This window comes from Flavobacterium hauense, from assembly GCF_054457175.1.
In genome coordinates this window covers 158,904-184,991 of the sequence record NZ_JBTKVX010000001.1, presented here as the reverse complement: position 1 = coordinate 184,991, position 26,088 = coordinate 158,904, and the positions used below count along the sequence as shown (strand labels likewise).

The window sequence follows — 26,088 nt, the reverse complement described above, 5'->3', positions numbered from 1 at the left end:
GTTTAATTCATTAAAACGATAATTTATGAAAAACTTATATTTATCTGTATGTACGATACTGATGTGTTGTACAGGAGTTTATGCACAACAGCTGCATAATGCGAATTGGTACTTTGGGAATAATGCCGGTTATGATTTTTTAGCTGATCCCGACCCTACATTTCCAACCAGTATAAGTACTGCTTTGTCGAGTGATGAAGCTTGTGCCTCTTATTCGAACGGTGCAGGACAATTTCTGTTCTACACAAACGGCAGGCAGGTATACAATGCTAACAATACTTTGATGACAAATGGTAGTGGCTTGCTATCCCATACTTCAAACAGCCAGTTGGCCATAATTAAAAAACCAAGGGTCATGTCGCAAAATATTGAGGCGAGGATTCCTTTTGAAGCAGTATACCTGGTTACAATCAACGGGGATGACAGATCCGGTTTATATTATTCTGAAGTAAACACTTATACCGGTACTGATGGTGAGGTCATCAACAAGAATACGGTGTTAAATGATCATCTGGGTGTCCCTATAAACCAAACTTATAACAACAGGTCAGAAAAACTGACTACAGCTCTGCATTGCAACGGGAATGATTACTGGCTGATTACACAAATAGGACAATATATATATTCCTATCATGTTTCTTCAGATGGTATCGAGAGTACACCTTCAGGTGTTAGTATCGCTCCTTTTAATTTATTGGCTGGCATTACAAATAGTGCTTTCGCAGGGCAAATGAAGATAAGTCCAAACAATGACCGTATTGCTGTAGCATACAGAAGCATTGGTAATTTTAATGGTGCTTTGGCCTTAGGTAATTTTGACAGCAGCACGGGTTTGGTCACTTTCGATCAGAACATGATAGCTATTCCGGCTCCGGCAGGACAAGAATCCAATAATCTTGCATACGCAGCTGAATTTTCGCCTGACAGCCAACAAGTTTATTTTGGTATGGGAGCCCGTATGTATAGAGGTAATGCTTATACAGCAACCACAAGTAATGTAACTTTAATTGCTCCGGATGTAAGTGGCTATATTTGGGAAATATGGGGTATGCAGCTGGGCATGAACGGAAAGATATATTGTGCTTGTGTTAATCCGTCATTATCATTTAGCCCCGCCGTTATCAGTAATCCTAACAGCACGACAAGCCCTGATTATGGTTTTTCTTTTAGTCCCGGCGTAGGATCAGGTACAATTAGAGCAGGATTCCCTGCCTGGGTACTTTCGCAAATGGGAGCCTGCGATACTTCTTACGCACTTTACAATCCCGATCTTAACGTTATGCCACATGTCTATCGTGTTGGTGACCATATCACTACCATGCAGGATTATAAAGTGTTTTCAGGAAGAGAGATCACCATGAGAGCCGGTCAATATGTCGAAATGAATCCCAATACTACTATTGAAGCCGGAAGCGTATTTTTAGCTGAAATTATTGCTTGCCAGGAATGCACAGGTAGTTTCTCTTCACAAATACAGAAAGAAAATACAAGAAGCATTCTTGATTCAGATGGTTTAGGACTAAAATTATACCCTAACCCTACTTCTGATCAGGTAGCATTACATGTAAAAGATGATATACTGAAAAATATAACTGTAACCTCTTTAGAAGGGAAAACTGTATATATGACTTCTTCGGACACTTCAGACTACACACTTGATGTATCTGCACTTCCTAAAGGCGTTTATATTATTTCGGTTAACACAAACAAAGGTACTTACAGCGAAAAGCTAATCGTTAAGTAAAAGTAGTTTACAAAAAAACACCGCCCAAAAGGCGGTGTTTTTACTTTTATGCTGATATATCTTTAAATACGCTTGTTCTAATCGCTTCTTCCTTAGCATTCACAAATTCCATCCTTACACTACCGTCTTCATCAATGGTAGTAAGCTTAATTTCGTGAAGTGTATTTACCAGTTCAGGATTCCAAGGCGTTTTTACTTTTACATAGTTCTCGGTAAATCCGTGAATGTAGCCTTCTTTGTTTTCGCTTTCGAAAAGTACTGTTCGTGTTGAACCTAATTGGCTCTCGTAGAAAGCACGGCGTTTTTTAACCGAAAGTCCTCTTAACATCTTGCTGCGCTTAGCGCGAACATTGTTTGGCACTTCGCCCGGCATGGTCGCTGCAGGTGTGTTGTCCCTTTCTGAATAGGTAAACACGTGCAGGTAGGATATGTCCATTTCGTTAAGGTAGTTGTAGGTCTCAAGGAAATGCTCATCGGTCTCACCAGGAAAACCTACGATAACATCTACACCAATACAGGCATGAGGCATAACTTCCCTTATCTTATTAACACGCTCGGTATAAATTTCACGAAGGTAACGGCGACGCATCAATTTCAGTATATCATTACTGCCCGACTGTAACGGAATATGAAAGTGCGGCACAAAAGTGCGGCTTTGGGAAACGAACTGTATAGTCTCGTTCTTAAGCAGGTTCGGCTCAATAGAAGAGATACGTAAACGCTCAATACCTTCTACTTTATCCAGTTCCTGAACCAACTCATAAAAAGTATGTTCGTGTTTCTTGTTACCGAATTCACCTTTACCATAATCACCAATGTTTACACCGGTAAGTACAATCTCTTTAATGTTTTGCTGAGAGATCTCTTTGGCATTCTGCAATACATTCTCTAAAGTATCACTACGGGAAATACCACGTGCCAATGGGATAGTACAGTAAGTACATTTATAGTCACAACCATCCTGTACTTTAAGGAAAGCACGGGTACGGTCGCCTATGGAATAGCTGCCTACATAAAAGTCGGCTTCTGATATTTCGCACGAATGAACCTCTCCCATGTCATTTTTAGACAGGTCGTTAATGTAATCGGTAATCTTGAATTTTTCGGTTGCACCAAGAACCAGGTCAACCCCGTCTACAGCGGCAAGCTCTTCGGGTTTCAGCTGGGCATAACAGCCAACAGCCGCCACAAAGGCCTTATCATTATTCTTAAGCGCTTTCTTTACGATCTGTTTAAACTGCTTATCGGCATTCTCGGTAACCGAACAGGTATTGATAACATAAATATCGGCCACCTCTTCAAAATCAACACGGTCGAAACCGTCATCCTGAAAACCGCGGGCTATGGTAGATGTCTCTGAAAAATTCAGTTTGCATCCTAATGTATAAAAAGCGACTTTTTTCCTGTTTTCCATTCTATAAGCTACTTGTAAAGTAGTAACTTTAATTATATTTACCCCATCTAAAAAGAGTTTGCAAATTTACACACAAAAATCGACTTGATGAAATCAATAATATACTATATATCAATTTGTTGCTTAATATTATTTTTCTCTTCCTGCGGAAAAACAAAATCTGAAAACCGCGACGACCTTGTTTTTCGGTATAACGAAAATGCTGCCGTTAACTCTTTAGATCCGGCATTTGCGAAGATCCGTCCCTCAATATGGGTATGTAATCAACTCTTCAATGGACTTGTACAGCTTGATGACAGCCTGAACATAAAACCAGATATCGCCAAATCATGGACTATTTCGCCCGATGGTAAAACCTATACGTTCACTTTACGCAATGATGTGTACTTCCATAAGAATATCCTGTTCGGGAAAGACAGTACACGAACTGTAAAAGCAGCCGATTTCAGTTATAGCCTAAATCGCCTGCGCGATGAAAAAATTGCGGCTCCGGGTGGGTGGATACTACAAAACGTTGACAATTTTAAAGCCATTAACGATACTGTTTTCGAAATCAGGCTTACCAAGACCTTCCCTGCTTTCCTTGGGCTATTAACCATGAAGTATGCATCGGTAGTGCCTATTGAAGCTTTCAACACAGCAAATCATGATTTCAGGTCAAATCCGATCGGCACAGGACCTTTCCAATTCAAAATATGGGAAGAGAACGTAAAACTGGTGCTTCGCAAAAATCCGTTGTACTTTGAGAAAGATGAAAAAGGCGTTCAGCTGCCATACATGGAATCTGTGGCTATCACCTTCCTGCCTGACAAGCAAAGCGGATTTCTTCAGTTTGTTCAGGGCAAGCTCGATTTTGTATCAGGCCTTGACCCATCTTATAAAGACGAGATACTTACACCTAAAGGCGAATTGCAGCCAAAATATCGCAAGGATGTAAAAATGATTACCGGGCCCTACCTAAATACTGAGTACATGGGCTTTCGTCTTGATGGTGCCGATAAAGCGGTTAAAGACAAGCGCATTCGTCAGGCTCTTAACTATGGCTTTGACCGTGCTAAAATGATACTGTTTCTTCGTAATGGGATGGGCGCAGCTGCCACCAATGGAATGATTCCGAATGGATTAGGCGGCTTTGGTGCTAAAGGCTATGATTTTGACATCGAAAAAGCGCGTCAGCTTGTTGCTGACTATAAAAAACAAACCGGCGATAACAAGCCGAAAATTATGATGAGCACCAGTGCTTCATACCTTGATATTGCCGAATACCTGCAGCGTGAATGGCAAAAGACAGGGCTTGATGTGCAGGTAGACGTTAACCCGCCTTCAACACTAACGCAATCAATATCAACCGGAAAAGTATCGTTTTTTAAAGCCAGCTGGATTGCCGATTACCCGGATGCCGAAAATTACCTTTCGCTGTTTTACAGCAAGAACTTCTCACCTGGCGGACCAAACTATACCCATTTTAAAAACGATAAATTCGATAAGCTATACGAAGCTGCTTTTTTAGAAACGGACGATGCCAAAAGACATGAAATGTACAAACAGATGGATGCCCTTATGATAGAGGAAGCTCCTGTAATTCCTTTATTTTATGATAAGGCTTCACGATTCACCCGCAGCAATGTATCAGGCCTTGGCATAAACCCCCTGAATTTGCTGGTTTTGAAAAGGGTAAAGAAAGTTTAACAGAAGTTTTTGTTTTAAAAAAAACATAAAAATGTGAACGCAGCGTTTTTTTACCTAACTTAGGAATACCAAAAAGTTGCTAAAACATGAAATCATTACTATCCGCTGCTGCGTTTTTTATTGCCATACTGTCAGTACAGGCACAGGAAACTGTATACAGATCAGAACTTCCATCAAAGGTGCGTTCTTTCCTGACTTATTTCAAGAGTCCTTTTCATCATGCGGTAAAAGCGAGTGATGACCTTTCTACAACTTATGATATTGTACTGAACAATAAAACCGAAATACAATTTGGAGAGAATGGATTGTGGACACTAATAGATGGTAAAGGAAACCCGGTTCCGTTCAAATTTCTGGACAAACCTATTCAGGAATATCTTAAAACAAACAGTAAAGATCTTGTAGTTACCAAAATTGAGCGCTCAAATTCGGAATGCAGGCTGGCCTTCAGTAATGGGCAAAAATGTCATTTTGATGCCAATGGAACCCTATTGGCTGCAAACCAATAGTCACCATTCCCAAATGTTTCCAAAATCTGTTTTTACCTTGCCGGCATAATCGGTATATTTGATATACCCAAACAGCAAAGGCAATATGAAAATCCTAATCATAGAAGATGAGCAGGGACTTAGGGAAGTGATTCGCGAATCGCTCGAAAAAGAAAAATACATTGTAGAAACAGCACACGATTTCATATCCGGAATGGACAAGATCGGCTCCTACGATTACGACTGTGTACTCATCGATATCATGCTTCCTAATGGCAGCGGACTTGATCTGGTCCGTGAGCTCAAAGCCCTCCGCAAAAAAGAAGCTGTCATTATCATTTCTGCTAAAGATGCCGTTGACGATAAGGTTGCCGGGCTCGATTTAGGCGCCGATGACTATTTAGCAAAACCCTTTCACCTTGCCGAGTTACATGCCAGAATCAAATCAGCCATTAGAAGAAAAAACCATGATGGCGACACTGCCATTACATGGAATAACCTCAAACTGTCTCCCGAACAACGTACCGTTACTGTTGACGACACCCCGCTTACACTGAACCGTAAAGAGTTTGACCTTTTATACTATTTTATCATCAACCCGAACAGGCTGATAAACAAGACAGCATTGGCGGAAGCCGTATGGGGCGATTATATAGATCAGGCTGATAATCTTGACTTTGTATATTCACAAATAAAAAACCTCCGCAAAAAACTTAAAGATGCCGCTGCTGAAGCCGATATACAGGCTGTATATGGCATGGGCTATAAAATGAGCTGATGAAATTACGCAATTATACATTACGGTATCTTATCATTGCCCTGCTTGTTGTCATAGCAGTATGGGCAGGCTTGTTTTATGCGGTTATATTAGAAGAGGTCTATGACAATATTGATGACGGCCTTAAAAACTCAAAATTGCTTATCCTTAGAGAAGTCAAAGAGAACGAAGCGATAGTAAACACGCCTGAATTTGGCATTAACCAGTTTAAGATAACTCCGCTGCCACAGGGTCACTATGACGACAAAAGTAGGTTCATAAACACTTTTGAATTCATGGAGTATGACGATGATAATGAACCGGTAAGGCTATTGGAAACCGTATTTGAAGACTCTAAAGGCAATCCTCACCTGCTTACCATACGTGCATCAATGGTTGAAGAAGATGAGCTTCTTGAAGACCTTCTTACTGCCCTTATCGCTCTGTATGCAATGCTGGTTATCAGTATTGGACTGCTGAATTATGTGATTCTTCGCAAAGCATGGAAATCTTTCTACACCACACTCGACAGGCTTAAGCATTTCAGGTTAGGCTCAGGCAAATCATTTGAAGCGCCGGCTTCTTCTATAAAAGAATTCAAAGCGCTGGGCAACGAACTGGAAAGTATGCTAAAACGTAATGAAGAAATTTACTCCAGCCAGAAACAATTTATCGAAAATGCATCACATGAGCTGCAGACACCCTTGGCAATCAGCCTGAACCGACTTGAACTCTATGCCGAAAACAACAACCTGCCGGAAACACAAATGGAAGAAATCGGTAAGATAAGCGATACCCTGAACAGGCTCGTACGCCTTAATAGATCACTATTGATGTTATCTAAAATAGAGAACAGGCAATATACCGAAGAAGAGCCCGTAAACTTTAATGAGCTGATGCTACAGCTTACCGAAGACTTTACTGACCTGGCAGAATACAAAGACATCAATATCACGGTAAAAGCGGATACCCAGCTAAGCTTTACCATGAATCGCGGCCTTGCAGTCACGCTGATAAGCAACCTTATAAAAAATGCCATATTGCACAACCACAAAGGTGGAACAATACATGTCGAAATACAACAAAAAAAGATCAGTATAAGTAATACCGGAAACGAAAAGGCTTTAGACACCAATGCCGTTTTCAGGCGCTTTTACAGGGACAGTTACAATGAGAATTCAACCGGATTAGGTCTGTCTATTGTGAGTTCGATAATAAGCACTTATAAACTTTCTATTGATTATTCCTTTAACAGGATGCATACCTTTAACATAACTTTTCCTTAGAAAGCAGCGGATTTTTGTAAATTCCCATTTGTTTCCAAATTGTGGTACTAAGTTTGTTTAAAATTTAAAACATATACATTATGAAAACCGTATTTAAACTGATACTTACATTGGCATTATTTAGCGGATTTACAGCTAATGCCCAAAAAAGGAATATTACAATAAAAGAACTTCCTGCTGCCGCACAAACATTCCTTTCGCAAAACTTCCCTAAGCAAACAGCAGCCTATGCTGTCGAAGATAAGGGCATGATAAGCACTGATTATGAGATAATGCTTTCTAACGGAGTGGAAATTGAATTTGACGGGAAGGGAAACTGGGAAGAAATAGACGGTAACAAAAATGCCCTGCCACATTCGGTTTTGCCAAAAGCAATCGCTGATTATGCCGACAGGAACTATAAAGGCCAGGGAATAGAAAAAATAGAAAAAGAAAAGTGGGGCTATAAAGTTGAATTCTTAAATGATGTTGAGCTTAGATTTGACAGTAATGGCAAATTTTTAAGGATAGACGATTAAAGGCCCGGTTTTTGGTTTATACCATAACAAAGCTTCAGAGTGCTAATTTTAATTCTGCAAAAGAGAAACGACCATGACAAAACGATTGACATTACTGCTAACCTTATTAGTATTAGGCATATCATCCGTAGCATTTGCACAGGATAAAAAGATAACTTCAGCTCAGTTACCTGCAACAGCACAAAACTTTATCAAACAGCATTTTAAGGGTGCGACGGTAACATCGGCCAAACTGGATAAAGAAATGTTTGACACCGATTATGAAACGGTATTGTCTAACGGGGTAAAAATCAATTTTGATGCCCAGGGCAACTGGGATGAGATCGATTGCCGTAGCGGAGTACCGGCAGCAGTAATACCAAAATCCATAAGCTCTTTTCTTGCTACCAATTATAAAGGACAAAATGTAGTACAGATAGACAAGAAAAAGGCCGGTTATGATATTGAGCTTTCAAGCGGAACCGAAATCGAATTTGACACTAACGGTAAATTCTTAAGGATAGACGACTAAATAAAACAGAGGAGCTTTTACTCCTCTGTTCTTTATTAATAGTTTTTTGTTTAACGTTTATTCTCTTTTCTCCATTGCCATGGATCCACAGGGTTTTCTCCTGCCCATAATCCTGAATGTGAGTTACGTGCCTGTTCTTCATAACGGGCATATTCTTTACTTTTCGAATATTTATAACGCCATGCATAACCTGCAACGATCATTTCAGCATTTACGTTTAAGGTATCATCAACATAAATCGTCCCTAGTATCCTTCCGTATTGATCTCTTTTCTTCTTAGGTTCCACTCTTACCGTTTTTCCAAAACACAGGTCTGAAGCATATTTTTTAGCTGCTTTACCAAACGGCTGAGCACTTTCGGGCGAATCAATATCCACAAGGCGCACCCTTTCAGGTTCGCCATCACGAAGCACCTCAAAAGTATCGCCGTCCTTAATCCCTGTCACTTTTCCTTCAAATATATTTAGTGTATCAGCATCTTTCTGACGCTCAACAGTATTTTCTTTTGGCTGCTGCCTATCCTTTTTCTTATCAGGATTACAGGCCATATAAAACAAGAAAGCCAGCAATAACAGCAGGCTTCCTATAGTATATTTTGATTGGGATTTATTTCTTCTCAATTGCTACATCAAATAATTACAACATTAGTACATTAATCGTCTTTTCTCCATTTTTTGCTTTCTTCAAAAATGTGTTCCATAATGGCAGCATCCTGATCTGTAAACTCAACTTTACGTCGTGACATCACTATTTTGGCCGTTTCAAAAGCCTTTTTTGTTACATAGGTAGTAAAGCCCGATGCACCGCCCCATGAAAAGCTCGGAACAAAGTTGCGAGGAAACCCGCTTCCAAAGATATTTGCACTTACCCCTACAACAGTTCCTGTATTGAACATTGTATTAATTCCCGACTTACTGTGGTCGCCCATCATCAATCCGCAGAACTGAAGCCCGGTTCTTACGAAGCCTTCTTTTTCGTAGCTCCATAGTTTAACCTCTTCATAGTTGTTCTTAAGGTTTGAGTTATTGGTATCGGCACCCAGGTTACACCATTCGCCAAGTACTGAATTCCCAAGGAAACCGTCATGACCTTTGTTAGAGTACCCGAACAGTACCGAGTTGCTAACCTCTCCTCCTATCCTGCTGTGCGGGCCAACAGTAGTTGCTCCATATACTTTAGTCGCCAGTTTTACCTGAGCTTCTTCGCAAAGTGCAAATGGCCCACGGATAACAGAGTTCTCCATTATCTCTGAGTTTTTACCTATATATATAGGCCCTGTAGAAGCGTTTAGGGTAACAAATTCAAGCTTTGCACCTTCTTCAATGAATATATTTTCAGCAGCGATGACATTTACGCTTGACGGTATAGGCTGCGAAACACGCCCTTCGGTCAGCAATTCAAAATCTTCACGGATGGCTGCGTCATTCTTTTGAAAGATATCCCACGGATGCTCTATGGTAAGGCACTCTTCGGTAAACTCAATAATATCGTAAGTATCAAAGTCTACTTCTTCCTGTGTCTCATTAGTGTAAAAAGCAATAACATCATCTCCTTTAAAGATAGCCTGATTTGGTTCAAGTGCCATAACCATCTCGGCCAGTATCTCATTAGGCAGGAATGATGCGTTGATCATTACATTCTCTTCCATCTCTACCATTGGGAATTTATCCATAAGATACTCCTCGGTAAGTGTAGTGGTAGTATAGCCAATATGCTTTTCCCATTTTTCACGGATGGTTAGGATACCCACACGGATATCGGCTACAGGCCTTGTATAGGTAAAAGGAAGCAACGCATTGCGCACAGTTCCGTCAAAGAGAATATAATTCATTGTGATAGATTGTCGGTTTACAAAGTCTCAAAGTTACAAAGTTTCGTTGCAAAACAAAGAACTCAATAAAATAAACCGCAATAAAAAAGCCTTCCGTTTCGGGAAGGCTTTGTATGATATAGATATTTAAAACTATTCTTCAGTTTTAGTATCTGCTTTGCTGAATTTAGCATATTTAGTTTTGAACTTGTCAATACGTCCTGCAGTATCGATAAGTTTAGATTTACCAGTGTAAAAAGGGTGAGAAGTTCTTGAGATCTCCATTTTCACTACAGGGTACTCAACACCTTCGTGTACAATTGTTTCTCTTGTGTCAGCAGTAGATTTAGTAATAAAGACTTCTTCGTTTGACATGTCTTTAAAAGCAACTAATCTGTAATTTTCCGGGTGAATACCTTTTTTCATCTTGATAAATTTTTATTGTTTTGGCTATACCTCACTTTGAAGCTTTCTATACGAAAGGTGTAAATGATTTACAGCTTTTTGTTTTTAAACTTTAATTTGAGGTGCAAAAGTACAATTATATTTCAAATATCAAACAACAATTATATTTTTTTTCAATGTAACTCAAATACAAATGTAGCGACTGATTATTCCATAATTAGTATATTTGTGGATTAATTTAACCAACTATAAAACCAAACCATGGAAAACAAAGACGCCGTTCAAAAACCAGCATTAGGAAAATCAGCAGTGCCATACGGAATCATATTTGGCCTTATTATGATTATTGAACTTGTAACAATGTTTTTTTTAAAGCCGGACCCCATAGAATCAGGGTGGGTAGGAACTCTTGTAAACATCCTTAATTTCTTAGTGTTTCCTTTTATTTTTATTACCCTTGCGTGCAACAATTATAAAAACAAAATAAACGGCGGCTATATATCATTTGGGCAGTGCCTGAAGACCGGCGTTGCAGTTTGCGTTGTAGCTGCTGCCTTATATGCTGTATTCTACTTTATTTTCAATATGATATTCCCTGAATTTATCTCAGATTCAATTGAACAGATGAAAAGGGTTAGCATACATAAAAACCCTAACATGACAGCAGCCGAAATGGAAATGATGTTAGCAGTAGTTGAAAAAACCATGTCTCCGTATGTTGCAGGTCCTGTGACCATAGTAATGTATGCTTTTGTAGGTTTGGTAGAATCATTAATAGTAGGTGCTTTTGTAAAAAAAGAAAATCCTTATGGGTCTTTCGCTCCTCAGGACGAAGAAAACAACACAGGGAACGAATAATAATCAATGAATATATCTATAGTTATACCTCTTCTTAACGAAGAGGAATCGTTACAGGAACTGCATCAGTGGATCGTTAGGGTCATGGCCGAAAACAATTTCAGCTATGAGGTTATCTTTATAGATGATGGCAGTACTGACAATTCCTGGAACATCATAGAGCAGCTTGCTGCTCAAAACCCAAATAGTAAAGGCATCCGTTTCCAAAAGAACTACGGCAAGTCTCAGGCATTGCATGCCGGGTTTGCCAAAGCACAGGGCGATGTGATCATCACCATGGATGCCGACCTGCAGGACAGCCCCGACGAAATTCCGGGATTGTACAGCATGATCACAGGTGAAAATTTTGACCTGGTGTCTGGCTGGAAGAAAAAGCGTTACGATTCTGTTGTAGCAAAGAATCTTCCGTCTAAGCTGTTCAACTGGGCTGCCAGGAAAACATCGGGCGTTAAGCTAAATGATTTCAATTGTGGACTTAAAGCCTACAAAAACATAGTTGTTAAGAACATCGAGGTTTCGGGTGAGATGCACCGTTATATCCCCGTACTGGCGAAAAATGCAGGTTTTGCTAAAATAGGCGAAAAAGTGGTTATTCACCAGGCAAGGAAATACGGTACTACCAAATTTGGAATGGAGCGTTTCATCAACGGTTTCCTTGACCTTATAACAATATGGTTCCTTTCCCGTTTCGGCAAAAGGCCAATGCACCTCTTTGGAGCACTTGGAGCACTGATGTTCATGATAGGGTTTGGATCGGCTATATATATAGGTGTCGCAAAACTGATACATCTTGCCTACAACGAAAAAGCCATACTGATAACTGCCAATCCGTGGTTCTATATTGCGTTAACCACCATGATAATAGGCACTCAGTTGTTTTTGGCAGGGTTTCTCGGCGAAATTATACTTCGCACAAAAAACAACGAGGAGCGTTATAAAATTAGTAAAACCTTATAATTTCTATTTTGTAACTTGACGTCTCGTCACATCCTTTAAAAATTAAACTGAAATGGAGATTAAACAAGATATACTTGATAAAGTAAACATTTGGCTTACACCGGTTTTTGATACAGCTACACACGATGCTGTTAAAGAAATAATGACATCTTCGCCTAAAGAGCTTGAAGAATCCTTTTATAAAAACCTTGAATTCGGTACCGGAGGCATGAGGGGCATTATGGGCCCGGGCACCAACCGTATCAATAAATATACCCTTGGTAAAGCAACACAGGGACTTTCTGATTACCTGAAAACATCATTCCCCGGTGAAGAACTTAAAGTTGCTATCGCATACGACTGCCGCCATAACAGCGACACCCTTGCGAAAGTAGTTGCCGATGTATTCTCTGCTAACGGAATCAAAGTATTCCTGTTTTCTGAACTTCGCCCTACCCCGGAACTTTCATTTGCTGTAAGGCAGCTGAATTGTCATGCGGGTATTGTACTTACCGCATCGCACAACCCCCCTGAATATAACGGATACAAAGTGTACTGGCAGGATGGCGGACAACTTGTACCACCACAGGACAAAGAACTTATAGATGTTATTGAGGCTTTAAACTATGACCAGATCAATTTTCAGCCGAATGAAGGCCTAATTGAATATATAGGAAACGATATTGATAAATCATTCATCCGTTCTTCGCTACAGGCTGCTACCTTTGGCACACAGCAGGAAGCTAAGAACGAGCTTAAGATCGTTTTCACGCCACTGCACGGAACTTCGGTAACACTCATACCTGACCTTCTTGAAGATGCAGGCTATAACAACGTACACATTGTAGCTGACCAAGCCAAACCTGACGGAAACTTCCCAACGGTAAAATCGCCGAATCCGGAAGAACCTGAAGCCCTGGCAATGGCTATTGCCCTTGCAAACGAAATAGGCGCTGATATTGTTGTGGGTACCGATCCTGACAGTGACCGCCTTGGTGTAGCTGTACGCAATGGCAACGGTATCATGACACTACTTAACGGTAACCAGACCATGGTACTGATGACGCATTTCCTTTTAGAGCAATGGAAGAAAAAAGGCCTGCTTAAAGGCAACGAATTTGTAGCTTCGACCATCGTTTCTACCCCAATGATCATGGAACTGGCTTCAGCTTACAATGTAGGCTTTAAAGTTGGGCTTACCGGTTTTAAATGGATTGCCAAAATGATCAAAGATTTCCCGAATGAGAAATTCATTGGCGGTGGCGAAGAGAGTTTTGGCTACATGATAGGTGATGAAGTACGCGATAAAGATGCTGTTACCTCTACCCTATTACTTTCCGAAATGGCAGCACAGGCAAAAGCTAATGCAAGTTCGCTATACCAGGAACTGCTCAAACTATACGAACAATACGGTTTCTACAAAGAATACCTTATATCACTGACCAAAAAAGGCATGGATGGTGCTGCCGAGATACAGCAGATGATGCTTGACCTGCGCAACAATCCGCTTAAGGAAATAAATGGCGAAAGCGTAGTGATGGTAGAAGATTACAAGGCTTCTACCGCCCTTAACATGTTTACCAACGAGATCGAGGAGCTTAAGCTGCCAAAATCTGACGTGCTTATCTACTATCTTGCAGATGGTACTAAAATATGTGCACGCCCAAGTGGTACAGAACCAAAAATCAAATTCTACTTTAGCGTAAACGAACCGCTAAACGACATTAAAAACTTTAAAGAAGTCGAAGCATCGCTTGATGCCAAGATTAAAAACATCATCGAAGAGATGAGCCTGATCTAAATGAGTAATTTCAAGAAAATTTTTCGCTTTGCGATCCCTTACAAAAAGTACGCTTACCTGAATATTTTTTTTAATATCCTGTATGCGCTTTTTAGCACATTATCATTTATTGCGCTAATACCGATGATTTCGGTAATATTTGATGATACTAAAAAAGTAACAACAATACCTGTATATACTGATATCTGGCATTTAAAGGATTATTTGACAGAATACCTGAATTACTATGTAACAATCACAAACAGTACTAAAGGTCCTGAGGTTACATTAGCCAGCATGGTAGTGATCATTATCAGTATATTCCTTTTAAAAAACCTTTTCAATTATTTAGCCCTATTTTTTGCGACATATCTTCGAAATGGCGTTTTAAGGGATCTTCGTAACGCCATGTATAAAAAGGTAATAGAACTGCCATTGGCTTTCTATTCCGAGAAACGAAAAGGGGATGTAATAGCACGTATGTCTTCAGATGTTAATGAAGTACAAACCTCCTACCTCTCTATTCTTGAATTAATCATCAAAGAACCTCTTACGATTATATTCTCAATCGCATTTATGGTGGGAATAAGTCCTAAACTAACACTTTTTGTTTTCATCTTCATCCCCGTTTCAGGATTTATTATCTCTAAAATTGGTAAATCACTAAAGAAACGATCAGGCAGGGCACAGGTTGAACAAGGTATGTTCCTTTCTATTATTGAAGAAACCCTGGGCGGATTAAAAGTGATAAAAAGCTTTACCTCTGAAGGTTATTTCTCTAAAAAATTCTACGACTCAACCGACAGGCATTACAACTTATCCAATAAGATACTTAACCGACAAAACCTTGCCTCTCCATTAAGCGAATTTATGGGCATCATGGTTATAGCCATATTATTATGGTATGGAGGCCATATGGTACTGGTAGAACATTCCCTTGAAGGAGGAGCATTTATAGGATATATGGGCCTTGCCTACAATATACTTACACCTGCTAAAGCCATTTCTAAAGCATCTTACGACATCAAAAAGGGTAATGCTGCAGCCGACAGGCTTATGGAAGTACTGGAACAGGAAAACCCGATAACCGACAAACCAAAAGCTCTTGACAAGGATACTTTTGAAAGTAACATAAGCATTGAGAATATCAACTTCCGTTATGAAAAAGAAGATGTTCTGAAAGATTTCTCACTTATAGTACCAAAAGGACAGACAGTTGCACTTGTAGGGCAGTCGGGTTCAGGAAAAAGTACGATCGCCAACCTGCTTACACGTTTTTATGATGTTCAGGAGGGTGCAATTAAAATCGACGGAACCGATGTTCGTGATTTTAAGCTCCACTCACTGCGCGGCCTTATGGGACTTGTGACTCAGGACAGCATACTATTTAACGACACTATCCGTAATAACGTTGCCCTGGGCAAAGAGGATGCTACAGATAATGAAATCATCGACGCACTTAAGATTGCCAATGCTTATGAGTTCGTTAAAGATCTTCCGGATGGCATTAACACTAATATTGGCGATAGCGGAAATAAACTTTCCGGTGGTCAGAAACAGCGTCTTAGCATTGCCCGTGCTGTTTTAAAGAACCCTCCTATCATGATCTTAGACGAGGCTACCTCTGCCCTGGATACCGAAAGCGAAAGACTGGTACAGGAAGCATTAGAGAACATGATGCAGAACAGGACATCAGTAGTTATTGCCCACAGGCTTTCTACTATCCAAAAGGCAGACAAGATCGTTGTTATGAAAAAAGGACGCATTGTTGAGCAGGGCACACACGATGAGCTTATTGCTCAGGATGGTGCTTACAAAAAACTCGTAATGATGCAGTCTTTCGAATAGATTTTAGACATCAATAAATAACATAGTATTAATAGCTGCATTTTTTGCAGCTATTTTTTTATGCCTTATTTTTATGCATCCAAAAAACATATAAAGTATATGCCTGTAAAAGCAATCATTTACGACCTTGACAATACCATTTATCCTGTAAGTTCCATTGGCGACAAGCTATTCGGTCCTGTATTTGACCTTATTGCTACCAGCGGAAAACACAATGAAAACCTTGACGACATTCGCAAGGCTATTATGCGTACTCCGTTCAGGCTTGTGGCACAGCGTCATGGCTTTAGCGATGAACTTACCCAACAAGGAATCGATTTACAAGAGGCAATGGACTATCAGGGAGAGATACTTCCTTTTGAAGATTATCCTGAGATAAAACATATTCCCGGAGAGCGTTTCCTTGTTACCACAGGTTTCAGGACCATGCAGCTAAGTAAGATACGTCAGTTGGGTATTCATGACGATTTTAAGGAAATACATGTGGTCAACCCTGTAGAAACTTCCAAGAAAGAAGTGTTTGCCGATATACTAAGACGTTACAGTTATAATCCTGAAGAGGTATTGGTTATTGGCGACGACCCGGAAAGCGAAATTGCAGCCGCCAAAGCATTAAGAATTCCTACCGTGCTTTATGATAAGACAGACAACTTCGGTGAAAAAGAGGCCGATTATAAAATAAAACATTTCGCAGAGCTTGCCGCTATTATTCAAAATTATTGAGTATCTCCATATCATTCTAGCCTTTTGAAATCTCTTTACACATAATGCAATAAACTGAAGTACAGTAAAGTTCAACCCTATAAACCTCACTTTTCTTTCCATAGAATACCTAACCGATTTGTAACGAAAATATAAATTAAATCCGAAAGTTTTAATGTAACTTTAAGCGACTTTCGTTGTACAAAAAACTGCTAACTATGTATATTTTTAATAAAGACATTGAACTACCAAGTAATGATACCATTGTCTGGAAATACATGGACCTTTCTAAATTCCTCGACCTGCTGCTTTGCAGACAAATGTTTATGGCCAGATCGGATAAGTTTGAAGACCAATATGAAGGTACTTTCAGCGAACCTACGTATGAAGAACTGAAAAAATTATCCGAAAACAATCCTGAATTCCTCCAGCACCATAAGACACACCGCAAGAATGTGGTCATAAGCAGTTGGCATATCAATGAATATGAATCGTTTGCTATGTGGCAGATATTCACCAAAAATAACGAAGGCCTGGCAATACAGTCAACAATAGGCCGCATGCAGGAAGCATTGGGCCCCGAAAATCGTTATGATCAGTACATCGGCGCTGTAACCTATATCGATTACAAAAAAGAATATGTGCCTCTTGACAATGCTTTTTTCCCTTTTCTCTTCAAAAGGAAAAGCTTTCAGTACGAACGCGAAGTGAGGATAATCTCTGACCTTTCAGAGCAGCAGATGTACATTAACGAAGGAGTAAAAATAAATGTAGACATCAATAAACTTATTGATAAGATCTACATACACCCAAAATCAGAGAATTGGTATAAAAATCTTGTGATACAACTGATGCAGCAGCTTGGCTTTGATTTTGAAATAGAGAAATCAGACCTGGAGAGCGATATTTTTGTGTAATAGTATTGAGATATGAGATTTTAGATGTGAGACTGTAGACAAGACACGTTAGATGTTTAATCATTTTCCCAATTCTAATTCACAGGCTCATATTCAGAAACAGTCCATTCATCAGAAGTAAGGCTTACGTAATGGTAATGCACTTTATCATTTTTATCGAAAGCACCATTTTTATTGATATCCTCAATAGTACGGAAGTATACCCTGCCCTGCACCTCGATAAGATTCCAGTCAATCAGCTCCTGAGCATCCTGAGATAGTTTCTTGAATCCTTTACCGGCAGCATCACTGATGTAAAGCGACTTGATATCATTCACATCTACTTTGCTGTCCTGATTGGTATCGGCATCGACAAGTGTATAAAGAAGGATATTCTTTTTATACTTTGCCGCGATGGTATTAAGATAAGTAGCAGTCTGTATCTGGATTTTTTTAGTAGTAAGCGGTCGCAATGCCGTTGAGTCAACATGCTGAAACTTCAGGTTTTCGAAATAGCCTGTTATCTCAAAACGATTGTAGTTAGATATCGCATAGCTTACATTACCATTAGTTCGGCTGGTACCATAACTCCTGTTAGAATCATCATACACCCTTATATCCCCCACAGGATGGATAAGATACTTAGTCCCCTCCATATGCACAGGAAGATCGGCTACCTTAATTTCGGTAGAATCAACTTTTTTTGCCTGCCCTTTACCCGAACCGGCTTCATCATAAATAACTTTTGGCTTCTGCTCTTCCTCTTTACAGGCAACAAAAAATAACGAAGACAAGGCGATGATGGCTATAAGGGCTTTTTTCATTGTAATAGGGATATGTAATCAAAAATAAGCAAAATGTTTCAAATAATTATATACTCACATTCAGCTTAAGGCTAAAAACACGGCTGGTAAGGTAATTCGGTATGCCATACTGGCTTTTGGTATACACATCGCGCACCCATGTATTCGTAATTGCATTTTGGTTATTGAACAGGTTAAATATTTCAAGCCCTAATGAAAGATCCCTGAATACTGACAGCCAGTGCCCCTTAGGATAATCTGATTTTGAATCAACAAACACATAGGCAAAGCCAGCATCTACCCTGCGATAATCGTTAAGTCGCGACTGGTAGAGGTACGGATCAGCATAAGATGGCGAACCACCTGGAAGCCCTGTATTATATACCATGTTCAGGTACACTTTTAAACTTGGGATGTTAGGTACATAATCCTGGAAAAGGATTGCAAATTTCAATCTTTGATCTGTAGGCCTTGCTATATATCCCCTGTCATTCAGGTTTTCTTCGGTTTTCATGTAGCCAACAGTAACCCACGACTCAGTACCCGGAACAAACTCACCATTCATCCTGAAATCAAGCCCGTAAGCATAAGCCACCGCATCATTATTGGCACGGTAACGCATACGTACATTCTCAAGGGTATACGTATTTACATTATCCATTTTTTTATACCAAACTTCAGAAACCAATTTAAATGGCCTTTCCCAAAGTTTAAAGCTATAATCATTCCCTGCTACTATATGTATTGATTTTTGAGCCTCTACATTAGGCCTTACCTGACCCAGTGAGTCACGCAGCTCCCTATAGAATGGCGGCTGATGATAAAAACCTCCCGAAAGGCGGAAAAGCATATCCTTATTCCATGAGGGCTTAAGTGTAAGCTGTGCCCTTGGGCTAACGGTTGTTTGGCCTTTACCGTCTAAATTACCACTAACCGTCCAGTGCTGTGCTCTTACCCCTGCATTGATAAAAAGGTCGGCTTCTCCAATTTTAGTCCTGTGGCTCCATTGTGCAAAGCCCGAAAAACGGTTTATCTGGGTAAAGTTTGTCGCTCTCACATTTTGATAAGGTACAAGCGCTCCCGTAAAAGGTGTATAAGGCTGGTCATTTGGAAGATCAACAATTGGTGGCCTTACCGAAAATCCTGCAGAATCTATAACTTCCCATTCCACAAGCCTGTCGCGAATATCTTCGCGGGTATATTTTACACCCCACTCCAGCCTGTTATTATCTATAATATGATACCCCTTAACTTCTGCATTTGCAATAAGTGCATCAAGATTATTACGGGCGTGGTTAAGCTGTGAGCCTACCCCGCGTGCATATTTTATATCTCCAAAAGTATCAGAACCGATATTAGTATCTACTTCACCCAGGTTGTATTGTGCCAGAATGTCGAAATACTCCTGCTCTACTGTATGATATAATGAGCCAATAACCTTGAACTGGAAATTTTCAGACACTGTATAAGTAGATTTTATAGCACCAAAATAAGTAGTGTACTGGTCTTTTTCTTTACCGTTGTAAAATATTTGCAAAGCTATAGGTTCATCGATCGTACCAAAATTAGTTTGCCTGTACAAAGGTTCATAGGTATAATTATTCTGCGATATGTTACCCAAAAAATTCAGTTCCCATTTAGATGAAGGTGTAAAATTTACCATCGCCTGAACATCGGTAAATGTAGGTTTATAATTAGATTCGGTCTCCTGGCTGTTTACCAGAAGGCTGTTATTCCTGTAACGCCCCCCAACGATTGCACTCCACTTCTGGTCTTTAGAAATAGCTTCAGCCGTAAGGCTGGCACCAAGAAAACTCGCTTCGGCCGTAAGGCCAAATCGTGTAGGCCTCCTGTAGGTTATATCAAGCACCGACGACATTTTATCGCCATACTTAGCCTGGAATCCACCAGCTGAGAAATCAACATTCTGAACCATTGATGTATTAGTAAAGCTCAACCCCTCCTGCTGCCCTGATCGGATCAGGAAAGGACGGTATATCTCGATATCTTCTACATAAACAAGGTTCTCATCATAACTCCCCCCGCGCACAGCATACTGTGTACTCATCTCATTATTAGAGTTTCCTCCAAGCAGCTTAACGATATTCTCTACTCCGGCATTAGCTCCGGGGATATTCTGGATAACATCACGTGATATTTTAGTAAGCCCCTGTATGCTCTGGCGGCTTGTTTCGGCATTGATTTTAACCTGTGGCAACATTTTGCTTGTCGCCTCAAGCACAGCATTGATCTCTCCTTTTTTACCTGCCGGCAATGTAATTGGAACTGATGCTGGTGTAAAACTAACATGGGTATAGTAAATGATGATTTCTTTACCTGCCGGTATCTCCAGTTTGTAAAAACCGGTCTTGGCAGAAGCCGTCTCTCCGGTAGCACCATTATCATCATAAGAAACTGTAACACCTTCAACTGGCTGGCCGCTTTCATCTAAAAGTACGCCAAATATTAGAGCCTTATCCTGAGCAAATGCAGTGGCGCTGAACAATACAAACAGCAGCGCAAATATTCTATTTATTGTTTTCAACAGAGGTTGGGTTTTGTGTTCTGAAAAAATGCGTCTCAAAGGTAGCAGAATTTCCCACACTATCAGTAACTATAACTTTTAAATCGTTACGGCCTTCGGCAGCTATGCCGTCACTGAAATTGTGGAAGATGACCCTTGTTTTATAATCGTAATGCATGAGTATCCATTTGCCGTTCAGCCATGCATCTATGGTAGCAATGCCCGAACGGTCGTCACTTACCTTCATATTGAACTGCTTGTTTTTAGTTAGCCATTTGCCCGGTGTAAAGCTCGGACTGAAAATTTTTGGCGGATTGTTATCCTGCGCAAGCTTAAAGTTTCCAAGCGTTTTTACCTTGGCCGTAAGCCTTCCGTTTTCCATAACGCTCGAATTGTACGAAAGTTTCTTTTCGTTAAAGGTGGCAATGAATGTTTTTTGAAGCACTTCTTTAGATATCCCTTTTACATCAAACGATACTGTTATGGGCGTATGCACAGGTACAGTTTCGTTATTTATGTAAAGAATAGAATCCTTCACATCAAAATCCATGTAAAAATCATCATAGAATGCATTTGCAGGAACAAATACCGATATATTGTTCTTGGTATAGTTATTATCATTAGCCGCTTTTACGAGGTAAGGCGTAACTTTTTTAGGTTCTGAAACCTCTGCCGGCTTATCGGAGTATTCAATGCTTCCGTTTATAGTCGTTTTGTTGCCGTGGTAATCACTTACCACGATCCTGTAGTTCTTTACTTCACCGGGAACAACATCAATCTGCCCGTTGGTCGTATTGCTCTTTATCATCGAAAACGCATAAGGCGTGCGATAGAACAACTTTTGGAAACGCTGACCGGTAGTGTAATAACGAGGATAATCTATAAAATTATTGATATAACGTCCTTCGTTGAACGCAAATGTATTGAAGGTATATGTAAAGCCGGGAGTACCATTATAAAACGTCTCCATTTTATAGATACCGTTGTTGCCAACACTGCCTGTAGATTTATCTGAAGTGCTTACTTCAATACCTATCTTTCCTTTCGCTTCAATTTTATCGGCAAGATAAGTACCGTCGCCCTGCATCTTTACATTTACAGGCAATGCCCTGCCCAATTCGTTTACCACAGCACCATCGCTTAACGGATATACCATCAGCCCGTGGAATGAAGGTGCTTTGGTATCCTGCATCTTTTTATCAAGACCAAACAGTAACGGATTGATAACCCATTCTGTTTTTGTATCCCTCACCTCAAAATGCAGGTGTGGCCCTCCTGACCCTCCGGTATTACCGGAAAGCCCTACAAGCTCGCTTTTAGTAACTTTTATTTCGTCTTTAGCCGGAAAAATCTCAATCTCAAAAGACTTTTTCTCATATTGTTTAGCCCTTACATACGCCTCAATTTTATCTGCATAAGCGCTAAGATGCCCATAAACGGTAGTATACCCATTCGGGTGATCTATATACAATACGGTACCATAGCCATACGATGACACTTTTATACGCGATACATACCCATCTGCGGCAGCATATACGGGCAACCCTTCACGCTGCTCGGTACGGAAGTCCAGACCGGCATGAAAGTGATTGGTGCGCAATTCTCCAAAAGTGCCCGAAGGGTGAATAGGTATATCCATAGGCGAACGGAAGTAGTCCTGCGGATAAGGATTCTGTGCTTTGAGCGAAAATGTAATAAGTAAGGATAAAAGAAGTAATCTCATAGGGCTAAAATATAAAAAACCTTAAAAAAAACCTCAGGCTTTAGCTTAATGTTATAACTGTTTACCTCCCAATTTATTACGCCTCTACGAAATTTTTCGCATAATTTTTCCTTAAACTATTGTTTCTAATTAAAGTAATATTAACTTTGTAAAATCATGTAATGAAAGTTGACTGTTATGAACGGATTATCCGAAATAGTTGATGCTCTTGAGATTAAGCTTGAAAGACTGGCTCAGAGGCTGGACAGGTTACAAGCAGAAAAACAGGAGTTGGAAAACGAGGTTTCCCGGTCGGCTTTGGCTTTAAACAGGCAGAGTGACGAGATTTTATTGCTAAAACAGCAAAATGAGTCTTTGAGGATGGCCAATTCATTACTGGGCAGTGACGACAATAAAAGAGACACGAAACTCAAAATAAATTCATTGATCCGCGAAATAGATTATTGCATAGCACAACTATCTGATTAATATAGAAGATGGACGATAAGCTGAAGATCAAAATATCAATTGCTGACAGGGTTTATCCCTTAAACGTGGACCCGTCGCAGGAAGAAGGCTTACGAAGTGCCTCTAAAAAAATTGATGCCATGATAAGGCAGTTCGAAGAAAACTATGCTGTTCGCGATAAACAGGACGTTTTAGCCATGTGTGCATTGCAATTTGCAGCACAGAGCGAACAAAAGCAGATTGATAAGTCTGCCGACCTGGAAGATGCCTTTGAAAGGCTTAGGAAAATGGATGAAAAAGTGAGCAAGCTTCTCTCTGAATAATAAAATACGTTCTTTACATACGTCAAAAATACTGCCTACATTAGTACAAATTTGATAAACTCAACGCCAATTCTTTAAAATGGGTGAATCGTCGCTACTATAGCATGCTGCCTCGAGCAGATCCTTGAACAGCGGGTTAGCCCAAAACTTGTCAATACGAGTTTATACAATTCTTCTGATGTGGGCTTTTTTTATATATAAAAACAACCAAACAAAATCTAAATGGATATAGCTTTAATAATAATTATCGGGATCGTAGGTGTAGCGATAGGATTTGGGGTCGCGAAGTTCCTGGAGAAAAAAAATGTATCAACACTGATAAAAAACGCCAGAAAAGAGGCATCTAATATCATAAAAGACGCTACTAAAGACGGCGAAAACATAAAAAAAGACAAAGAGCTTAGGGCTAAAGAAAAATTTCTTGAACTTAAAGCTGAACATGAGCAGGTAATTTTAGCTAAAGACAGAAAAATTTCAGAAGCTGAAAAAAGAACGCGTGATAAAGAATCTCAGGTATCTAATGAGCTTGCTAAAACTAAGAAAGTAAACGACGAAGCAGAAGCTAAAATCGCCGATTATAACTCTCGCATTGAGTACCTTGACAAGAAACAACACGAGATAGACAGGCTTCACAAAAGCCAGGTAGAACAGCTTGAGGTTATCTCAGGCCTATCTGCTGATGAAGCTAAAAACCAACTTGTAGAAAGCCTTCGTGCAGAAGCTAAAACAAGTGCAATGTCTCACATTCAGGATACTATCGAAGAAGCTAAACTTACTGCACAGCAGGAAGCTAAGAAAATCATCATCAGCACTATTCAGCGTGTAGGTACCGAAGAAGCAGTAGAAAACTGTGTATCGGTATTCAACATCGAGTCTGACGACGTTAAAGGACGTATCATTGGGCGTGAAGGACGTAACATCCGTGCGCTTGAAGCTGCTACAGGTGTTGAGATCATCGTAGACGATACTCCTGAGGCGATCATCCTTTCTTGTTTTGACCCTGTTAGAAGGGAAGTTGCACGTCTTGCTTTACACAAGCTTGTTACTGACGGCAGGATTCACCCTGCACGTATCGAGGAAGTAGTTGCCAAAACAACAAAACAGATCGAAGACGAGATCATCGAAGTTGGTAAACGTACGGTTATCGACCTTGGTATACACGGGCTTCACCCGGAACTTATAAAAATCGTAGGTAGAATGAAATACCGTTCTTCTTACGGACAGAACTTACTACAGCACTCAAGAGAGGTTGCCAAACTTTGTGGTATCATGGCAGCAGAACTTGGCCTTAATGTTAAGCTTGCGAAAAGAGCAGGTCTTCTTCACGATATCGGTAAAGTACCGGATGCTGAAAGCGACCTTCCTCACGCATTGCTTGGTATGCAGTGGGCTGAAAAATATGGTGAGAAAGAAGAAGTATGCAACGCTATTGGTGCTCACCACGACGAGATTGAAATGAAATCATTGCTATCGCCTATCATCCAGGTGTGTGATGCAATCTCAGGTGCAAGACCGGGTGCAAGGAGACAGGTTCTTGACTCTTACATCCAGCGTCTTAAAGATCTTGAAGATATTGCTTACGGATTCCAGGGCGTTAAGAGCGCTTATGCTATCCAGGCAGGACGTGAGCTTCGTGTTATCGTAGAAAGCGAAAAAGTAACCGACGATATGGCGGCGAACCTTTCTTTCGAGATCTCTCACAAGATCCAAACCGAAATGACCTACCCTGGTCAGGTAAAAATTACCGTTATCAGGGAAACAAGAGCGGTTAATATTGCGAAATAAGTTACTGAGGTTCTTAGCTGCTTAGGCACTGAGGCTAAAAATATAAAACTCCGGAGGAAACTTCGGAGTTTTTTTTATGGATTTATTGTTGCCAGAAAATGAGCAAGAGTAGGTTTCCCCTCCTTTGGAGGGGTGGCTGAAAGCCGGGGTGGTTCATTTTAAAATTTTATTTATATTTACTAATACCAAGTTATTAAAAAATGAAATTTATAATATCTTTCAAGGAAAGAGCACAGTTAGGTTTGCACCAACTATCCCAACAGAAACCAGTTACTTTAGAAATGGCTCGTCGTCAGGCGCAACAACTGAAAACACAAAGCACCTCAAAGAACAAGAAGAGCAGAGGCTAGAAGATTTTATATCTGCAAACAATCTTTGGATAAATGATATTGACCTTTCACAATATGTAAGTGAAGGTGCTGAGCAAAAAGTTTATCTAAAAGATTCTGACCATGTTCTTAAACTAAATGATGCTATCTACTATAGCTCATGGAAAGATTATCTTTATAATCTCTTACTCCACAATTATTTCTTCGAAGATACTGCCTACGATTTACTGGGATTTACAAAAAATGAGGATACTCTATATGCCATTGTGCAACAGACTTATGTATCAATTACAGAACTTACAGATTTAAAACAGGTTAAAGCCTTTATGAAGTCCAATGGTTTTGAAAACAATCGCAATAATGATTATATCCACCGTGAACTTGGAATTATTCTTGAAGACTTACACGATGAGAATGTTTTGACTAAAGATGGCTTCCTTTATTTTATCGATACTGTATTTTATCTTAAAGATGAATTTTGGCAAATAGATGAATAACCTCCGGGTATTCAG

24 protein-coding genes and 1 other RNA gene are annotated in these 26,088 nt (G+C 40.0%); 18 read left to right on the top strand and 7 right to left on the bottom strand.

Annotated features, from left to right (window positions below):
- The first annotated feature begins 25 nt into the window (after positions 1 to 25).
- Positions 26 to 1,744: a T9SS type A sorting domain-containing protein gene (locus ACX0HA_RS00820; RefSeq protein WP_458843361.1), complete on the top strand. Its 1,719-nt coding sequence runs from the start codon at positions 26 to 28 to the stop codon at positions 1,742 to 1,744.
- Between the two features lie 46 nt (positions 1,745 to 1,790).
- On the opposite strand, the gene mtaB is transcribed toward ACX0HA_RS00820, so the two are convergent.
- Complete coding sequence (gene mtaB, locus ACX0HA_RS00815; RefSeq protein ID WP_458843360.1) at positions 1,791 to 3,158, bottom strand: tRNA (N(6)-L-threonylcarbamoyladenosine(37)-C(2))-methylthiotransferase MtaB; 1,368 nt, start codon at positions 3,156 to 3,158, stop codon at positions 1,791 to 1,793.
- A gap of 87 nt (positions 3,159 to 3,245) precedes the next feature.
- Here mtaB and ACX0HA_RS00810 point away from each other — a divergent pair, with 87 nt between their 5' ends.
- The 6 genes from ACX0HA_RS00810 (at position 3,246) to ACX0HA_RS00785 (ending at position 8,407) form a co-directional block, all read left to right on the top strand.
- Positions 3,246 to 4,847, top strand: coding sequence for an ABC transporter substrate-binding protein (locus ACX0HA_RS00810; RefSeq protein ID WP_458843359.1), 1,602 nt, complete (start codon positions 3,246 to 3,248; stop codon positions 4,845 to 4,847).
- An 86-nt stretch (positions 4,848 to 4,933) separates the two neighbouring features.
- Entirely contained in the window at positions 4,934 to 5,356 is a 423-nt protein-coding gene (locus tag ACX0HA_RS00805) for a PepSY-like domain-containing protein (RefSeq protein WP_458843358.1), read from the top strand.
- An 85-nt stretch (positions 5,357 to 5,441) separates the two neighbouring features.
- Entirely contained in the window at positions 5,442 to 6,113 is a 672-nt protein-coding gene (locus ACX0HA_RS00800; RefSeq protein WP_458843357.1) for a response regulator transcription factor, read from the top strand.
- Entirely contained in the window at positions 6,113 to 7,378 is a 1,266-nt protein-coding gene (locus tag ACX0HA_RS00795) for a sensor histidine kinase (protein WP_458843356.1), read from the top strand. Before ACX0HA_RS00800 ends, ACX0HA_RS00795 begins: the two co-directional genes overlap by 1 nt.
- Before the next feature lie 80 nt (positions 7,379 to 7,458).
- Entirely contained in the window at positions 7,459 to 7,896 is a 438-nt protein-coding gene (locus ACX0HA_RS00790) for a PepSY-like domain-containing protein (RefSeq protein ID WP_458843355.1), read from the top strand.
- A 73-nt stretch (positions 7,897 to 7,969) separates the two neighbouring features.
- Complete coding sequence (locus ACX0HA_RS00785) at positions 7,970 to 8,407, top strand: PepSY-like domain-containing protein (protein ID WP_458843354.1); 438 nt, start codon at positions 7,970 to 7,972, stop codon at positions 8,405 to 8,407.
- A gap of 50 nt (positions 8,408 to 8,457) precedes the next feature.
- On the opposite strand, the gene ACX0HA_RS00780 is transcribed toward ACX0HA_RS00785, so the two are convergent.
- From ACX0HA_RS00780 to ACX0HA_RS00770, 3 genes are all read right to left on the bottom strand, one after another.
- Complete coding sequence (locus tag ACX0HA_RS00780; protein WP_458843353.1) at positions 8,458 to 9,027, bottom strand: thermonuclease family protein; 570 nt, start codon at positions 9,025 to 9,027, stop codon at positions 8,458 to 8,460.
- Between the two features lie 32 nt (positions 9,028 to 9,059).
- A complete protein-coding gene (locus ACX0HA_RS00775) occupies positions 9,060 to 10,238 on the bottom strand; it encodes a GlmU family protein (RefSeq protein WP_458843352.1) in 1,179 nt (392 codons plus the stop codon).
- A gap of 132 nt (positions 10,239 to 10,370) precedes the next feature.
- The gene (locus ACX0HA_RS00770) at positions 10,371 to 10,643 is read right to left on the bottom strand and encodes a type B 50S ribosomal protein L31 (protein WP_458843351.1); all 273 of its coding nucleotides are present in this window, start codon (positions 10,641 to 10,643) and stop codon (positions 10,371 to 10,373) included.
- 240 nt (positions 10,644 to 10,883) lie between these two features.
- On the opposite strand from ACX0HA_RS00770, the gene ACX0HA_RS00765 reads away from it, so the two are divergent.
- The 6 genes from ACX0HA_RS00765 (at position 10,884) to ACX0HA_RS00740 (ending at position 17,663) form a co-directional block, all read left to right on the top strand.
- Entirely contained in the window at positions 10,884 to 11,480 is a 597-nt protein-coding gene (locus ACX0HA_RS00765; RefSeq protein WP_458843350.1) for a DUF4199 domain-containing protein, read from the top strand.
- A gap of 6 nt (positions 11,481 to 11,486) precedes the next feature.
- Positions 11,487 to 12,437, top strand: coding sequence for a glycosyltransferase family 2 protein (locus tag ACX0HA_RS00760; protein ID WP_458843349.1), 951 nt, complete (start codon positions 11,487 to 11,489; stop codon positions 12,435 to 12,437).
- 52 nt (positions 12,438 to 12,489) lie between these two features.
- A complete protein-coding gene (locus ACX0HA_RS00755; protein ID WP_458843348.1) occupies positions 12,490 to 14,217 on the top strand; it encodes a phospho-sugar mutase in 1,728 nt (575 codons plus the stop codon).
- The gene (locus ACX0HA_RS00750; RefSeq protein ID WP_458843347.1) at positions 14,218 to 16,044 is read left to right on the top strand and encodes an ABC transporter ATP-binding protein; all 1,827 of its coding nucleotides are present in this window, start codon (positions 14,218 to 14,220) and stop codon (positions 16,042 to 16,044) included.
- Between the two features lie 99 nt (positions 16,045 to 16,143).
- A complete protein-coding gene (locus ACX0HA_RS00745; protein ID WP_458843346.1) occupies positions 16,144 to 16,767 on the top strand; it encodes an HAD family hydrolase in 624 nt (207 codons plus the stop codon).
- A 197-nt stretch (positions 16,768 to 16,964) separates the two neighbouring features.
- Complete coding sequence (locus tag ACX0HA_RS00740; RefSeq protein ID WP_458843345.1) at positions 16,965 to 17,663, top strand: hypothetical protein; 699 nt, start codon at positions 16,965 to 16,967, stop codon at positions 17,661 to 17,663.
- 74 nt (positions 17,664 to 17,737) lie between these two features.
- On the opposite strand, the gene ACX0HA_RS00735 is transcribed toward ACX0HA_RS00740, so the two are convergent.
- The 3 genes from ACX0HA_RS00735 to ACX0HA_RS00725 are packed head-to-tail and all read right to left on the bottom strand — an operon-like array spanning position 17,738 to position 22,692.
- Positions 17,738 to 18,466 carry a hypothetical protein gene (locus tag ACX0HA_RS00735; RefSeq protein ID WP_458843344.1) on the bottom strand — a complete coding sequence of 243 codons (729 nt, stop codon included), beginning with the start codon at positions 18,464 to 18,466 and terminating at the stop codon, positions 17,738 to 17,740.
- A gap of 46 nt (positions 18,467 to 18,512) precedes the next feature.
- Entirely contained in the window at positions 18,513 to 20,990 is a 2,478-nt protein-coding gene (locus tag ACX0HA_RS00730; protein ID WP_458843343.1) for a TonB-dependent receptor, read from the bottom strand.
- A complete protein-coding gene (locus tag ACX0HA_RS00725; RefSeq protein WP_458843342.1) occupies positions 20,974 to 22,692 on the bottom strand; it encodes a M23 family metallopeptidase in 1,719 nt (572 codons plus the stop codon). Before ACX0HA_RS00725 ends, ACX0HA_RS00730 begins: the two co-directional genes overlap by 17 nt.
- A gap of 177 nt (positions 22,693 to 22,869) precedes the next feature.
- On the opposite strand from ACX0HA_RS00725, the gene ACX0HA_RS00720 reads away from it, so the two are divergent.
- From ACX0HA_RS00720 to ACX0HA_RS00700, 5 genes are all read left to right on the top strand, one after another.
- Complete coding sequence (locus ACX0HA_RS00720; protein ID WP_458843341.1) at positions 22,870 to 23,160, top strand: hypothetical protein; 291 nt, start codon at positions 22,870 to 22,872, stop codon at positions 23,158 to 23,160.
- Between the two features lie 8 nt (positions 23,161 to 23,168).
- Positions 23,169 to 23,462 carry a cell division protein ZapA gene (locus tag ACX0HA_RS00715; RefSeq protein WP_458843340.1) on the top strand — a complete coding sequence of 98 codons (294 nt, stop codon included), beginning with the start codon at positions 23,169 to 23,171 and terminating at the stop codon, positions 23,460 to 23,462.
- 58 nt (positions 23,463 to 23,520) lie between these two features.
- Positions 23,521 to 23,626, top strand: a non-coding RNA gene (ssrS, locus tag ACX0HA_RS00710) — 6S RNA.
- Positions 23,627 to 23,684: 58 nt separating this feature from the next.
- Complete coding sequence (gene rny / locus ACX0HA_RS00705) at positions 23,685 to 25,247, top strand: ribonuclease Y (RefSeq protein WP_458843339.1); 1,563 nt, start codon at positions 23,685 to 23,687, stop codon at positions 25,245 to 25,247.
- Positions 25,248 to 25,371: 124 nt separating this feature from the next.
- Entirely contained in the window at positions 25,372 to 26,073 is a 702-nt protein-coding gene (locus ACX0HA_RS00700; protein ID WP_458843338.1) for a putative polyvalent protein kinase domain-containing protein, read from the top strand.
- Positions 26,074 to 26,088 lie beyond the last annotated feature (15 nt).

What these genes read in the sequence shown, in the direction of transcription:
- ACX0HA_RS00725 (WP_458843342.1), bottom strand. Translation starts at nt 22,692, where the DNA reads ATGAGATTACTTCTTTTATCCTTACTTATTACATTTTCGCTCAAAGCA.
- ACX0HA_RS00745 (WP_458843346.1), top strand. Translation starts at nt 16,144, where the DNA reads ATGCCTGTAAAAGCAATCATTTACGACCTTGACAATACCATTTATCCT.
- ACX0HA_RS00760 (WP_458843349.1), top strand. Translation starts at nt 11,487, where the DNA reads ATGAATATATCTATAGTTATACCTCTTCTTAACGAAGAGGAATCGTTA.
- rny (WP_458843339.1), top strand. Translation starts at nt 23,685, where the DNA reads ATGGATATAGCTTTAATAATAATTATCGGGATCGTAGGTGTAGCGATA.
- ACX0HA_RS00785 (WP_458843354.1), top strand. Translation starts at nt 7,970, where the DNA reads ATGACAAAACGATTGACATTACTGCTAACCTTATTAGTATTAGGCATA.
- ACX0HA_RS00775 (WP_458843352.1), bottom strand. Translation starts at nt 10,238, where the DNA reads ATGAATTATATTCTCTTTGACGGAACTGTGCGCAATGCGTTGCTTCCT.
- mtaB (WP_458843360.1), bottom strand. Translation starts at nt 3,158, where the DNA reads ATGGAAAACAGGAAAAAAGTCGCTTTTTATACATTAGGATGCAAACTG.
- ACX0HA_RS00735 (WP_458843344.1), bottom strand. Translation starts at nt 18,466, where the DNA reads ATGAAAAAAGCCCTTATAGCCATCATCGCCTTGTCTTCGTTATTTTTT.
- ACX0HA_RS00755 (WP_458843348.1), top strand. Translation starts at nt 12,490, where the DNA reads ATGGAGATTAAACAAGATATACTTGATAAAGTAAACATTTGGCTTACA.
- ACX0HA_RS00800 (WP_458843357.1), top strand. Translation starts at nt 5,442, where the DNA reads ATGAAAATCCTAATCATAGAAGATGAGCAGGGACTTAGGGAAGTGATT.
- ACX0HA_RS00715 (WP_458843340.1), top strand. Translation starts at nt 23,169, where the DNA reads ATGGACGATAAGCTGAAGATCAAAATATCAATTGCTGACAGGGTTTAT.
- ACX0HA_RS00720 (WP_458843341.1), top strand. Translation starts at nt 22,870, where the DNA reads ATGAACGGATTATCCGAAATAGTTGATGCTCTTGAGATTAAGCTTGAA.
- ACX0HA_RS00795 (WP_458843356.1), top strand. Translation starts at nt 6,113, where the DNA reads ATGAAATTACGCAATTATACATTACGGTATCTTATCATTGCCCTGCTT.
- ACX0HA_RS00770 (WP_458843351.1), bottom strand. Translation starts at nt 10,643, where the DNA reads ATGAAAAAAGGTATTCACCCGGAAAATTACAGATTAGTTGCTTTTAAA.
- ACX0HA_RS00765 (WP_458843350.1), top strand. Translation starts at nt 10,884, where the DNA reads ATGGAAAACAAAGACGCCGTTCAAAAACCAGCATTAGGAAAATCAGCA.
- ACX0HA_RS00810 (WP_458843359.1), top strand. Translation starts at nt 3,246, where the DNA reads ATGAAATCAATAATATACTATATATCAATTTGTTGCTTAATATTATTT.
- ACX0HA_RS00805 (WP_458843358.1), top strand. Translation starts at nt 4,934, where the DNA reads ATGAAATCATTACTATCCGCTGCTGCGTTTTTTATTGCCATACTGTCA.
- ACX0HA_RS00820 (WP_458843361.1), top strand. Translation starts at nt 26, where the DNA reads ATGAAAAACTTATATTTATCTGTATGTACGATACTGATGTGTTGTACA.
- ACX0HA_RS00790 (WP_458843355.1), top strand. Translation starts at nt 7,459, where the DNA reads ATGAAAACCGTATTTAAACTGATACTTACATTGGCATTATTTAGCGGA.
- ACX0HA_RS00750 (WP_458843347.1), top strand. Translation starts at nt 14,218, where the DNA reads ATGAGTAATTTCAAGAAAATTTTTCGCTTTGCGATCCCTTACAAAAAG.
- ACX0HA_RS00740 (WP_458843345.1), top strand. Translation starts at nt 16,965, where the DNA reads ATGTATATTTTTAATAAAGACATTGAACTACCAAGTAATGATACCATT.